This window comes from Enterococcus sp. AZ194, assembly GCF_051713825.1.
In the GTDB taxonomy this organism is placed as follows: Bacteria; Bacillota; Bacilli; order Lactobacillales; family Enterococcaceae; genus Enterococcus_K.
In genome coordinates, this window is record NZ_JBIOQR010000001.1 from 3,443,955 (window position 1) to 3,458,653 (window position 14,699).

Here is a 14,699-nt window from a genome sequence, read left to right on the forward strand (position 1 = left end):
CTTTCAAAGTTTTTTTTCATCTGATGATAGAAGCGAATTCGCTTAAAATTCGCTTCTATCTCAGTTTTAGCTATCGAGTAACAACAAGAGTAGTTAAAATTATCTTTCTGATTTTGATGAGCGATTTCTTCGGTTACGCCAGAACGCAAAACCTAATCCAAGTAAGCCTAAACCTTGCATCTGTGTTACTGTTGGGTCAACATCTGCACCTGTTTTAGGCAACCATTTTTGGTTACCTTTTGAATTCTTTTGACTACGTGACCCGGTTTTTGTAGGTTTTGGTTCTTCTCTGTCAACTCCTGAGTCGGAATCTGCATCGCTATCCGCATCTGTGTCCGCATCACTATCCGCATCGCCATCTGCGTCACTATCCGCATCCGAATCCGCATCGCTGTCTGCATCGCTATCCGCATCTGTGTCTGCATCACTATCTGCGTCACTGTCCGCATCGCTATCCGCATCCGTGTCTGCGTCACTATCCGCATCACTATCTGCATCGCTATCTGCATCACTATCTGCATCGCTATCCGCATCACTATCTGCATCGCTATCCGCATCACTATCCGCATCCGTGTCTGCATCGCTATCTGCATCCGTGTCTGCATCGCTATCCGCATCTGTGTCTGCATCACTATCTGCGTCACTGTCCGCATCGCTATCCGCATCCGTGTCTGCGTCACTATCCGCATCACTATCGGCATCGCTATCTGCATCACTATCTGCATCGCTATCCGCATCACTATCTGCATCGCTATCCGCATCACTATCCGCATCCGTGTCTGCATCGCTATCTGCATCCGTGTCCGCATCACTATCCGCATCGCCATCTGCGTCACTATCGGCATCCGAATCCGAATCGCTGTCTGCATCGCTATCCGCATCTGTGTCTGCATCACTATCTGCGTCACTGTCCGCATCGCTATCCGCATCCGTGTCTGCGTCACTATCCGCATCACTATCTGCATCGCTATCTGCATCTGAGTCTGCATCGCTATCCGCATCACTATCTGCATCGCTATCCGCATCACTATCTGCATCGCTATCCGCATCACTATCTGCATCGCTATCCGCATCACTATCCGCATCCGTGTCTGCATCGCTATCTGCATCCGTGTCCGCATCACTATCCGCATCGCCATCTGCGTCACTATCGGCATCCGCATCCGCATCGCTATCTGCATCCGTGTCTGTGTCTGCATCACTATCTGCGTCACTGTCCGCATCGCTATCCGCATCCGTGTCTGCGTCACTATCCGCATCACTATCTGCATCGCTATCTGCATCACTATCTGCATCGCTATCCGCATCACTATCTGCATCGCTATCCGCATCACTATCCGCATCCGTGTCTGCATCGCTATCTGCATCCGTGTCCGCATCACTATCCGCATCGCCATCTGCGTCACTATCGGCATCCGAATCCGCATCGCTATCTGCATCCGTGTCTGCATCCGTGTCTGCATCCGTGTCTGCATCGCTATCTGCATCCGTGTCCGCATCGCTATCTGCATCCGTGTCCGCATCGCTATCTGCATCTGAGTCTGCATCGCTATCTGCATCTGAGTCTGCATCGCTATCTGCATCCGTGTCTGCATCGCTATCTGCATCCGTGTCCGCATCGCTATCTGCATCTGAGTCTGCATCGCTATCTGCATCTGAGTCTGCATCGCTATCTGCATCTGAGTCTGCATCGCTATCTGCATCTGAGTCCGCATCGCTATCCGCGTCTGAGTCCGCATCACTATCTGCATCCGTGTCCGCATCACTATCCGCATCGCTATCCGCATCCGAATCTGCATCACTATCTGCATCCGAATCCGCATCACTATCTGCATCGCTATCCGCGTCCGAATCCGCATCACTATCTGCATCGCTATCCGCGTCCGAATCCGCATCACTATCTGCATCGCTATCCGCGTCCGAATCCGCATCGCTATCCGCATCCGTGTCGGCATCACTATCCGCATCACTGTCCGCGTCACTATCCGAATCTGTGTCGGCATCACTATCCGCATCCGTGTCAGCATCACTATCCGCATCACTGTCCGCATCGCTATCCGCATCCGTGTCCGCATCACTGTCCGCATCACTATCTGCGTCACTATCCGCATCTGCATCGCTATCCGCATCACCTTCTGGATCTTCAACCTTTACAAAACTAATTTCGGTGTCTTCTCCAGGGTCTGCTATCTCAGGATACTTATAACCTTTACTTGGATTTTCTGGGTCAACTAGTTCTAAAGGATTTCCCTCTTTATCCCGTGCCTCATAACCTTGAAAATAGGGAATACTCCCTTCTGGTTTTTTCGCGGCACTCGGGTCATTTGGATCATTGTCATATGGATGATAGGTATATCCACCATCGACATCTTCTTCTAAGTAAACATCGCTCCATCCATATCCACCTATTTGTTTATATGTATAGATAACTTCTGAAATTCCTTCACGATCAACAACCATATCTGCATCGGACTGACTATCCTTTTGGGCATAAATATATCCTTGTATCACTGGAATCTGTTCTTCTATCACCGCATCTACTTTTGTAGAAATAATTAACGGTTCTCGAAGTTGATTTCCCTCTTGATCTTTATAATAATAGGTAACCTTCGCATCATTCGCTCGATAGATATAGGTAACAACGGAACTACCATCTTCATTTACTAACATATCTATATCAGAAGAGGTATCCTTCCCTGCGTATGTATATCCTTGTATCGCTATTTTTTCTTCAGGAATCCGATCTCCAGAAACAGCATTTACTTTTTGTTCTGGAAGAATCAGCGTTCCTTGTTCATTGATGTAACGATAAGTAAAAGTCGTTTGTACAGCTGTACCGCCTTGATCAGATAATGGCCCCGGCTTTCCTAAGGTCAAAATTTCATCTTCCACGGCTAAGCCCGATGCTTCAAATTGATTGGCCAAAACTATTAATTCAGCGGTTGTAACAGAAGGCTCAGTGGCCGTTGCCCCTGTTCGTCCCGCACGTAATGCTTCATATGCTTGATCTAAATAATTGTGGTAAGTCCACTCTCCTGGTACAAAGTCTAAGTAGTCTTTAAAATCATTGAGCGCTTGATTAGCCATAGAGATTGCTGCATCTCTTTTTTTAACTGCCTCTGGAACAGCGGCTCGTAAGGTGTCAGCCGCCGTTTTCACAACCCCTGTGTAATTTACGGAATCTTGAATCTGCGCCTCTAATAAAGCTTGAATTAATGCATAAATTTCAGGTTCATTCTTTACGGGCTGAGCAATTGCTAGAGCTGGCTGTACAATTTCCACATCCACTTTATTTTCCAATGGTGTTTTGAACGGCTTTGTTATTTGACCTACGTCTAGTGCATTTTTTTCTATGGGCTCTTCTATAGTATTTGCTGAAACTAGAGGATGTACCATGATAGATCCTAAAAATAATGAACTAAGCAAACTACTTTTTACTACCCAATGTTTCTTTACTTTATGTAATCGATAACTTTTTTGAACCTCTTTTGTTCCATTAACCAAAGAAAACTTTTTATCCCTCATTTAGTCACACTCCCAAAAATTCATTTTCACCTCTTATTGAAATAAAGCGAGTTGCGTTGCACGAAACTCAACGCAACTCGCTATTCATTCTTATGCTTCTTCTGTATCTTCTTTTCTACGTCTTCTTGAACCACCATAGAAGCTCAAGCCCATAGCTACTAAGCCAAGACCTGCGACAGAGTATGTCAGTTGATTCTCTTCCGTTCCTGTTTTCGGAAGATTTTTCTTTGTATTGGTGTTTGTGTTACCTGATTTATTATTATTGTTTCCATTTGTTTTAGATCCTGGATAATCAGTCGGATCTAACGGGTCTGTACCAGCCCGTTTCTCTTCTCCATCAGTATAGCCATCTCCATCTGTGTCTGGTTTACGCGGATCTGTTCCGTCTTTCTTCTCTTGCTCATCAGTAACACCGTCTCCATCAGTGTCTTTTGTTCCAGGATTATCTTTCGGATCTAGTGGGTCCGTACCCGCGTCTTTCTCTTCACCATCTGTATAGCCATCTCCGTCTGTATCTGGATTTTTTGGATCCGTGCCATCTTTGACTTCTTCTCCATCCTTCACCCCGTCTCCATCTGTATCTGGATTCTTCGGATCTGTACCTAATTCTTCTTCCTCTTTATCTGTTAGACCGTCTCCATCGGTGTCTTTTGTTCCAGGATTATCTTTCGGATCTAGTGGGTCCGTACCCGCGTCTTTCTCTTCACCATCTGTATAGCCATCTCCATCTGTATCTGGATTTTTTGGATCCGTGCCATCTTTGACTTCTTCTCCATCCTTCACCCCGTCTCCATCTGTATCTGGATTCTTCGGATCTGTGCCTAATTCTTCTTCCTCTTTATCTGTTAGACCATCTCCATCGGTGTCTTTATCGGAGTCACTATCTGCATCCGAATCCGCATCACTATCTGCATCGCTATCTGCATCCGCATCTGCGTCACTATCCGCATCTGAATCGGCATCACTATCCGCATCCGCGTCGGCATCACTATCCGCATCCGCGTCGGCATCACTATCCGCATCCGCGTCGGCATCACTATCTGCATCTGAGTCCGCATCGCTATCCGCATCTGAGTCCGCATCGCTATCCGCATCTGAGTCCGCATCGCTATCCGCATCTGAGTCCGCATCGCTATCCGCATCTGAGTCCGCATCTGAATCCGCGTCACTATCCGCATCTGAATCCGCGTCACTATCCGCATCTGAATCCGCGTCGGCATCACTATCCGCATCTGAATCCGCGTCGGCATCACTATCTGCATCTGAGTCCGCATCGCTATCTGCATCTGAGTCCGCATCGCTATCTGCATCTGAGTCCGCATCGCTATCTGCATCTGAGTCCGCATCGCTATCTGCATCCGAATCTGCGTCACTATCTGCGTCGGCATCACTATCTGCATCTGAATCGGCATCGCTATCCGAATCTGAGTCGGCATCGCTATCCGCATCCGCGTCGGCATCACTATCTGCATCTGAGTCCGCATCGCTATCTGCATCTGAGTCCGCATCGCTATCTGCATCCGAATCTGCGTCACTATCTGCGTCGGCATCACTATCTGCATCTGAATCGGCATCGCTATCCGCATCCGCGTCGGCATCACTATCTGCATCTGAGTCCGCATCGCTATCCGCATCTGAGTCCGCATCGCTATCCGCATCTGAGTCGGCGTCGCTATCCGCATCTGAATCTGCATCGCTATCCGCATCCGCGTCAGCATCACTATCTGCATCTGAGTCTGCATCGCTATCCGCATCTGAGTCCGCATCGCTATCCGCATCTGAATCTGCATCACTATCTGCATCTGAGTCCGCATCGCTATCCGCATCTGAGTCGGCATCGCTATCCGCATCTGAATCTGCATCACTATCCGCATCCGCGTCGGCATCACTATCCGCATCTGAGTCCGCATCGCTATCCGCATCCGCGTCGGCATCACTATCTGCATCTGAGTCTGCATCGCTATCTGCATCTGAGTCTGCATCACTATCCGCATCCGAATCCGCGTCACTATCTGCGTCTGAGTCCGCGTCACTATCTGCGTCTGAATCCGCATCACTATCCGCGTCTGAGTCCGCATCACTATCTGCATCCGAATCTGCGTCACTATCCGCGTCTGAGTCTGCATCACTATCCGCGTCTGAGTCTGCGTCACTATCCGCATCCGAATCTGCATCACTATCCGCATCCGAATCCGCATCACTATCCGCATCCGAATCCGCGTCACTATCCGCATCCGAATCCGCGTCACTATCCGCATCCGAATCCGCGTCACTATCTGCGTCTGAATCCGCATCACTATCCGCGTCTGAGTCCGCATCACTATCTGCATCCGAATCTGCGTCACTATCCGCGTCTGAGTCCGCATCACTATCCGCATCTGAGTCTGCATCACTATCTGCGTCCGAATCCGCATCACTATCTGCGTCCGAATCTGCGTCACTATCCGCATCCGAATCTGCATCACTATCCGCATCCGAATCCGCGTCACTATCTGCGTCTGAGTCCGCGTCACTATCTGCGTCTGAATCCGCATCACTATCCGCGTCTGAATCCGCATCACTATCCGCGTCTGAGTCCGCATCACTATCTGCATCTGAGTCCGCGTCACTATCTGCGTCTGAATCCGCATCACTATCCGCGTCTGAGTCCGCATCACTATCTGCATCCGAATCCGCGTCACTATCCGCATCCGAATCCGCGTCACTATCTGCGTCTGAATCCGCATCACTATCCGCGTCTGAGTCCGCATCACTATCTGCATCCGAATCTGCGTCACTATCCGCGTCTGAGTCCGCATCACTATCCGCATCTGAGTCTGCATCACTATCTGCGTCCGAATCCGCATCACTATCTGCGTCCGAATCGGCATCACTATCCGCATCTGAGTCTGCATCGCTATCCGCATCTGAATCGGCATCACTATCCGCATCCGCGTCGGCATCACTATCCGCATCACTATCTGCATCCGAATCCGCATCGCTGTCTGCGTCACTATCTGCATCTGAGTCTGCATCGCTATCTGCATCTGAGTCTGCATCGCTATCTGCATCTGAGTCTGCATCGCTATCTGCATCTGAGTCTGCATCGCTATCTGCATCTGAGTCTGCATCGCTATCTGCATCTGAGTCTGCATCGCTATCTGCATCTGAGTCTGCATCGCTATCTGCATCTGAGTCTGCATCGCTATCTGCATCTGAGTCTGCATCGCTATCTGCATCTGAGTCTGCATCGCTATCTGCATCTGAGTCTGCATCGCTATCTGCATCTGAGTCTGCATCGCTATCTGCATCTGAGTCTGCATCGCTATCTGCATCTGAGTCTGCATCGCTATCCGCATCACTATCTGCATCACTATCCGCATCCGCGTCGGCATCACTATCTGCATCCGTGTCCGCATCACTATCCGCATCACTATCCGCATCACTATCCGCATCGCTGTCTGCGTCACTATCCGCATCTGAGTCTGCATCACTATCCGCATCGCTGTCTGCGTCACTATCTGCATCTGAGTCTGCATCGCTATCCGCATCTGAATCCGCATCACTATCCGCATCCGCGTCGGCATCGCTATCTGCGTCAGAATCCGCATCGCTATCTGCATCCGAATCTGCGTCACTATCCGCATCCGAATCCGCATCACTATCTCCATCCGAGTCTGCATCACTATCCGCATCACTATCTGCATCGCTATCTGCATCGCTATCTGCATCGCTATCTGCATCTGAGTCTGCATCACTATCTGCATCCGAATCCGCGTCACTATCTGCATCCGAATCCGCATCACTATCTGCTTCATCATCTTCTACATATTTAATTACTGTATCATCGCCTGGGTCATCAATTTTCGGGAATTTATAGCCCTTTGTCGGATCATCAGGGTCGACTAGTTCCAATGGATTTCCATTTTCATCAGTTGGTGTATAACCTGGAACATATGGAATTACTGGGAAATTAGGATCATCTTGATCAAGCATTTTACTTGGATCGTTGGGATCATTTGGATAGGTGATGCTCTCACCACCTGGGAATGCTGGATTATCACTATCCGGGACAAATTTCCCCATCGTACGATAAACATACGTAATCTCAGATATACCATCTGTATCCACAATCATATCTGAATCAGAAGAAGTCGCTTTTTCTACATACAGATAGCCATTTACAACATCAATTTGTTCAGCTATTGTTGCGCCAACTTTTGCATCTACTGTCTTATCTGGTGCAATGGCGTTACCCTCTTTATCTACATAATGATAAATGATTTGCGCATCGTTCACTTCTAGATGCCAAGTTGTATCTTTTCCTTTATCCTTTGGTTGAATAGCAGCACCTGGTGTCAATGTCTTTCCAGCCGCATCCACATAATGATACCCTTCTGGTGGAGTTGGAACGATTAAATCTTCAATACTTGTGAAATCTTCACCAACTACATATCTAGTTGTTGAGCCTGTCGCATTGTTATCAAAAGCCGTTGTATCAATGACTAAATTTCCTGTTTCTTGATACACATAAACAACATCTGGTGTTGGCTCTTGATATTTTCCAACTGCATTTATGGGTCTTTTTGTTAAAACATAATTTTTATTTCGATAGTCTCTCGCATTGGATACATAAGGTTTATTAAATCTTCCTTCTTTCTTATCGTCATCTGCGCCACCATTAATACTTTCATCACCAATTCCATCCCCATCCGTATCTAACATATATTTGATGTTAACAGAAGACCTATTGGCTATATAAGTATATGTAACTGGTGTTGTTTTTCCTTCTTCTGGGAAGTCGACACTTAACTCCCCTGTTAATGGGTTTGCACCTGGTGGTAGATTGTTTAGGTCTAAAGTGTAGCCAGTCATGGCTAAATCTTCTGCAGTAATCTGTGCTTGTTCGGGAGAAGAAGCATCTGTTGGCCATCCAGCTTTAGTCGTCATACCCTTAATTAGCTCACCATCTTGATCAACATATTTTACTTGGACATAGCTTTGTCCTTCGACACCAACCTGACTAGGAGTAGAAGAAACGCTATTAGATCCCGTATTCCCTAAAGTATCAACTGTATGTCTAGTTATAGTATGCTGTACTGTGTTATCTGACATAGAGAAAGAAACGCCTGACCTGACATCAACAGTATAGTTGCTATACGCCTCATTAATCTTTTTGATTAACTCTGCATCTTCATAAACTACACCAATAACTTTTTCAAAGAACTCAACCGGTGTAGTTGCTCCACTCTCTTTATATTGTTTTGAATCTGTTAGCTTTACACCATTTCTGCTATTCCCAATATTTCTTGCATATGTAAAAGTACCATCAGCTCTCTTAATTAGTACGTAAGTGTTAGACCCATGAGAACTTAATATATCAATAATTTGTTCATTCGTTGCATCTTCTGGAGCTTGAACTTCACTATATGGAAAATCAGTTAATGTTAGTTCTGCAAAAGCAACATTTCCTGAACCATCTGGGCTAGGTAAAAATACATGTGCCCAATTACCACTAGCTTTATATTCCACTACTTGTGCGTCTGACTCAATAGTAATATCATCTATCTGAATAAAATTTTGGCCTATATCTACAGGCTCTTTTCCAGTAATAACCGAGCTTACTACATCTGTATTTGTATAAATACTATTCAAATTCAACGAGCTTGAAGAGGCACTAACACCTGACCCTGAATCAATATATCCTGGTATAGGAACAAATGCTCCCGTTGAGGTAACAGTCTCAATGACTTTATTATTCAAATATATGTATACCGTTTCACAGACCATATTGCCAGAGATTTTATCATAACGTAATGGAAATCTAGGATTATTAGTAGAACTTGGTAATTTTATAGATATAAGTTTTTTCTCATTGAACTCCTTTGTTACTATTATTTCAAGTTGGTTATTGTTATCGTTATAATCCAATACACCAACATCAGGTATTTCTGCACCAATAGCCTTGTATAACTGTATATTAGAAGTTAAAGGGACTATTATGATATCTCCAACACTAATATTAGAATTTGAATTATCAATTGATAATTCAAACGCTAGTCCTGCATCAATTGTGTTAACTGAATATTCATTAGGCGCTAGATTAAGATCCTTATCTAGCCTTTGAATCGAATTTTTATCAATTGATATCCCTTCATCCACATTCGCTGTCCAAGTCTTCGTTCCATCCTCATTTTCAACAGCTTGTGCATCTGGTGCTGCAAAGGCTTGTCTCTCGCCAACCCCTGTATCCCCCACATCAGAATCGACCACACTACTCTTTTCCATCTCTGCTGCAAAGGTTTGGACTGTCCCAGGAATTCCTGCCGCACTAACCATGACTGCCCCAGCAATGCTTCCTTTCACTACCCAATTTTTCTTGACCTTGTGCATTTTATATTTTTTTACCGGCTCTTTACGGTAAATCATTTTGCGATTGTTGCTACTACTCATATGTATGAACTCCTTTTTTTAATTTTTCGTCTGCCTTGTAAAAATACCCATAATAATTAATCAGACCACTTAAAAAATGTTCTTGATCGTCTATGCGCATTCGAAACTTGTCATGACGTGTGTAGAACCCATGAATAATTTTGTCTGGGCGTTTCATATACATCCCAAGCTCTGGATACATGACCCCCTTTTCGATTTCAATGGTGGCACGTTTGGTCGCCGCTTGCTTCAGGCGCCAAAAATCTATAGTTGAAATAAAATGAGTCAACTCATTATTTCCGTAGTAAGAAGTTTCTTTTAGCTTATCCGTCATCTTAATCGCAGCCATTAATAGCTCCAATAAGGTTGGATAAGCCGTATCTCGCTGTTCGATAAACCGCATATTTTCAAAGGCATTCTTTAAACCAAATTCGTAATAGGCCTTCTCATCCACATACAACAAAATCTCGTTTGTCGCATAACTCAACCAATGATCGTGATATTTTTCATAGTTTTTTTCGACAAATCGATCGAACAGCTTTTTAGCTAAAGCCAAATGACGAGGATTTTTAGTAATTGCATACCCACGTAAAATACTGAACACCGCTTCTCCATCGTAGTAGATGATATTGAACTTTTTCTTCAGATGAAGCTGCTCATCTAAGACGTGCGTTGTCTCACCTTCTGGGGACACAAATCTCTCTTCCATTCCTAAAATCAAGGCGTTAATTGTCGCTTCATATTTGTCATTCCCAGTAATCGTCTGAAACTTCGCCATTGCTAATATAGCTAAAGCTTGGGCCCCTAACTTGAGAGACGTACCGTTCTTGTTTTCTTCCTTAATAAACAAAGCTTCATTGTCTTTTAAGGTCAGATGTTGCAATCCCCAATCCAAAGCCTTCTCAGAATTGGCTAATTCCTCTGATAAGCCAAGATATTCTTGTGCTTCCAATAAAGCATAGACACTAGAAAAATGACGCACCGAATTATAGCCAGTAATCATAAAATCATAAGTTGGATAGTACCCATAAATAAACTGGCCTGATGCCTGAATCTGTTTATTTAAGAAGGCTTCTCCTTGCGCAATTCCTTGATGAACCCTCTCCGGAAATAATTGAAGCGTGCTTTCACGTATCCCCTCTTTTTCCTTTTGAGTGGATAACATCACCCAGTTATCCCCCTCTAAATAAAAGCCTTGCGTTTCAAACACAATAAATGTTTTCTGAGTTAATTTTTGTGTCAGTGAACGATTGTATTTTCTTTTCATATATCCTTGTAGATTCTGCTCGTTTATCTGAAGATTAGGGGAATTAAATCCCACCACATGGTCCTTCGTAGGCTTCAATATCGCATTTCCTAGCAGCTCCTCTGATAAAAAGGCAATGGAGAACTTGCGATTAAATGCCAGTCCCAATCGGAAGTAGTTATTCCGAGGAACGATTGCTAACTTCCTCATGAGTGCACCATAGGATAATTCTTGACAGCGTGTTACAATATCAACTCGGATATGTGGGGTTGTCGAATCTAAGCTTACTAACTGTTCCTTTAGCCATTTCAAGCCTTCCTCTCGATTCACTGCTCGAACGTTTTTTACATTTGCTCGCTCTTTACCGTTTGAAATGGATAAAAACAGATGACTCTCTTTGGTTTCGACTGGCACACGTTTTATTTGTTTCTCCAGCTGCTCAATGTTCTTTTTTTCCACACATCTGCTCCTCTCTGTATATATTTGACGTCCACTTTACCGGATTATTCAGACGTCTGTTTCCTATAAATTAGCCAATGCGTTTCTTATCTAAATGTGTAATTTTTTCGGAATCCGGTTCGTTTCCTTCACGTTTCATCAAGTCGTTCTCTTTGATAAACGCATCGACGCCTTCTGTATATTTCTGAAGGAGCTTGCTACGAAGGGAAACAAATTCATCTTTTAATAAAACTGTTTCTCTCTCCGCCGCTTCTTTTTTCCTCACGGTTTCTTCATATTTCTGTTCTATCTGGACGAGTTCTAATCGTTTATTAGCGACATCTACTCGGATTCGTTCCTGCTCATTCAGTAACTGCCCTAATTCAATTTGAGCATCTAACAAATGATTCATTTTGGAAGACTCTGCTTTTTCTAATAACTTTTTCTTCTTTTCTTCTGCTTCTATAATTAATTTGTCCGCTGCTTCTTGAACTGTTTTTGCTGTTTCTTCAGCAATTTGGTTGACCTTTTCCAAATTAGTAAAAGTTCGTTCTCGCTCTTTTAACTGTTCATTTTCAAACATCAGCTCGGTCATTTTTGCGAACAGCTCAACCATTTCCTGATCTTTTTGATCCAGTAAGGCCTCTTTTTCTTCGATTTCGTGTTGACGAACCGTTAACTCGCTCTCTTTTTCTCCAAAGGTTTCATAATCTTCTACAATGTGTCGAGCAAAATCTTTGATATCCGCACGTTTATAACCAAACAATCGTTTTCGAAAGGTTAAGTTTCGGAGATCTGTTGGTGTAAAATGCATAATCATCCCTCTTTCTTATGACTCTTCTGTTGTTGTCGTCAATTCGTTTTGAATCGCTCGATAGCTTTCATCTAAGTAGCTAGACATTTTGACTACCTCTTCTTGGATGAGAGAAAGTGAAATACCTACCAGTCGCTCATTTTCTCGTAAGCGTCGGGTGCCTTCTTTTAACCCTTTTCCCACCTGTTCTTCTTGTTTTCGTAGCTTGGTGACTACTTGCGCATGATAATTTTCTGCTTCTTTGACAATTTCTTTAGCTCGCGCCTCGGCTTGTTCCTCTAAGCTCATCGCAATTTTTTGAGACAACAATAATTTTTGTTGGTCCACTTCATCCTCTTGATGTAAGGTTCCCATCAGTGCGCGATCAAGCTGTTGCTTCAACTCAAACACTTCTTGATTTTTTTGTTTCAACTGTACTTGATATAGCTCTGTTTGTTTTTCACTCGCTTCTTTTTGAGCAGTCAGCCGCGTTTCTTCCGTCTGAACAGCTTTTTCCAATTCTTTAATCCGCTGTTCAAAACTGTGATAATCCCGTACGACATAGGATAAGAAATCCTCCACATCTCGCCGTTTATACCCTCGAGTCCCTGATGGAAAACTAATGTTTCGAATTTGTTCTGTTGTAAACTTCATCTTATCCTCCTAAAATAGGACCTTTTCAGGATTAATCAATCGTGCTTGGCTTAGACTGGCATCTTCACAAACTTCAAAGTGTAAATGACTGCCTGTGCTATTGCCCGTGCTACCGACATAACCAATAATTTGTCCTTGTTCAACCGTTTCACCCGGCTTAACGACATATTCTGCTTGATGCGCATACAAAGTACTTACCCCATCTTCATGACCAAGTACCACATAATTCCCCCATGAATCATGGTACTCAGCTGTTAACACGGTGCCTGTTTTACTCGCATAGATTGGCTCTCCTTGATTCGCAGCAAAATCCAGTCCTCGATGGAATTCCCCTCCTCGTGGCCCATACACACTTGAGATGGTGTAGTTCTCAACAGGTAAGATGTATCCTTTTGAGTGGACTCCTTTGACTTCTTTCGCTTGGTCATACGTGGTTAAATCATACGCTTCAATTAAGCCATTTAATTTTTTATTGTATTGCGTATCTGTTGCATAACGTCCCGTTAAGAACGCTGTAGCCTCTTTATAATTCGTCGTCTCTGATTTCCATGCGCCGCGATAAAAATTCGCATTGCCTGTCAGCCCTTCTGTGAACAGCTTCGAATAATCTTCAAAGCTTTGATCATACGTATCATAGGTACGGAAACTCGCTTGAATCGTGACAAGCACCCCATTTCCCGTATCCTCTTGCGTAGAATAAGTAACGCCACTTCCTTCATATGTACCTTTCATGCCAAACAAATTATGGTGGGGCGCTTGTGATAACTCACTCGACCCGCTTCCTGACTCCAAGATCGCTTGCGCAATCATCACCGAAGCGTATAAATCATTTTCTTGACCGATTTTCCGGGCAGATTCCCCAATCTTCCGAATAAAGCTCTCAACTGATTCATTTTTCTCAAAATGTAAACTATCTGATCCCCTTGTCTCTGTTTCTGAGATACTCGGTGAGGTAGTAGGTGCTACGGGTTGACTTTTCTCATTCGACTGTTCTTGTGAAGAGTAACCAGAAGACCTCCCACCAGTTTTCCCGGCTGACTGTTGCTCTTGCTGTTGACCATTTCCAGCATTCGCCGGTTTGGTCGGCTGACTTGGTTTTTCCGAAGTATCTGGAGTTGTCGGCTGACTTGGTTTTGGCTGTTCAGGCTCAAACGGTTCTGGTGTTTTTGGTATTTCAGATTCTTCCGGTACTTCAGGTATCTCTGGCGTACCAGGATTTTCTGGTACTTCTGGCGTTACGGGAGATTCTATAGGCTGTTCAGGTGTCACTGGCTGAACAGGTTCAGTGGACTCCTCTCCTGATTGACCCGGATTTTCTGGGATAATTGGTGTTGGTAACGCTGGCTCCCCAGACTCTATTGGCATACGCTCACCCGGCACTTCTGGCGTCGTCTCTATAGGAATTTGTGGGGCAATTGGTTCGACTTGTTCCACAGTTTGTGGCGTTGCTTCTGTATTTATCCCTTCATCAGCAGCTGCCAAAACAGGCACACTGTTTAATAAAATGGAAGCCGATCCCAGAAGTGTGGTCGCCCCCTTGACCCCTTTTCTTGTGATTACCGCTTGAGGTGTATTCCTTGAGCGATAAATCACTGGTTTTGTTCGAATATAGTAGGTCTTTTTCATCATAAC

General features: G+C 44.5%; 6 protein-coding genes. All 6 read right to left on the minus strand.

Annotated features, from left to right (window positions below):
* Positions 1–99: 99 nt before the first annotated feature.
* Complete coding sequence (locus IGI37_RS16070) at positions 100–3,525, minus strand: MucBP domain-containing protein (protein ID WP_438763069.1); 3,426 nt, start codon at positions 3,523–3,525, stop codon at positions 100–102.
* 90 nt (positions 3,526–3,615) lie between these two features.
* On the minus strand, positions 3,616–9,957 hold the full coding sequence (locus IGI37_RS16075) for a MucBP domain-containing protein (RefSeq protein WP_438763070.1): 6,342 nt from the start codon (positions 9,955–9,957) through the stop codon (positions 3,616–3,618).
* Complete coding sequence (locus IGI37_RS16080) at positions 9,950–11,641, minus strand: hypothetical protein (RefSeq protein ID WP_438763071.1); 1,692 nt, start codon at positions 11,639–11,641, stop codon at positions 9,950–9,952. Before IGI37_RS16080 ends, IGI37_RS16075 begins: the two co-directional genes overlap by 8 nt.
* A 70-nt stretch (positions 11,642–11,711) precedes the next feature.
* Positions 11,712–12,434: a DivIVA domain-containing protein gene (locus tag IGI37_RS16085; protein ID WP_438763072.1), complete on the minus strand. Its 723-nt coding sequence runs from the start codon at positions 12,432–12,434 to the stop codon at positions 11,712–11,714.
* Between the two features lie 15 nt (positions 12,435–12,449).
* A complete protein-coding gene (locus IGI37_RS16090; RefSeq protein WP_438763073.1) occupies positions 12,450–13,067 on the minus strand; it encodes a DivIVA domain-containing protein in 618 nt (205 codons plus the stop codon).
* Positions 13,068–13,076: 9 nt separating this feature from the next.
* Positions 13,077–14,693: a peptidoglycan DD-metalloendopeptidase family protein gene (locus IGI37_RS16095; protein ID WP_438763074.1), complete on the minus strand. Its 1,617-nt coding sequence runs from the start codon at positions 14,691–14,693 to the stop codon at positions 13,077–13,079.
* Positions 14,694–14,699 lie beyond the last annotated feature (6 nt).

Coding starts and splice junctions, on each gene's coding strand:
- IGI37_RS16070 (WP_438763069.1), bottom strand. CDS start 3,525: ATGAGGGATAAAAAGTTTTCTTTGGTTAATGGAACAAAAGAGGTTCAA.
- IGI37_RS16075 (WP_438763070.1), bottom strand. CDS start 9,957: ATGAGTAGTAGCAACAATCGCAAAATGATTTACCGTAAAGAGCCGGTA.
- IGI37_RS16085 (WP_438763072.1), bottom strand. CDS start 12,434: ATGCATTTTACACCAACAGATCTCCGAAACTTAACCTTTCGAAAACGA.
- IGI37_RS16090 (WP_438763073.1), bottom strand. CDS start 13,067: ATGAAGTTTACAACAGAACAAATTCGAAACATTAGTTTTCCATCAGGG.
- IGI37_RS16095 (WP_438763074.1), bottom strand. CDS start 14,693: ATGAAAAAGACCTACTATATTCGAACAAAACCAGTGATTTATCGCTCA.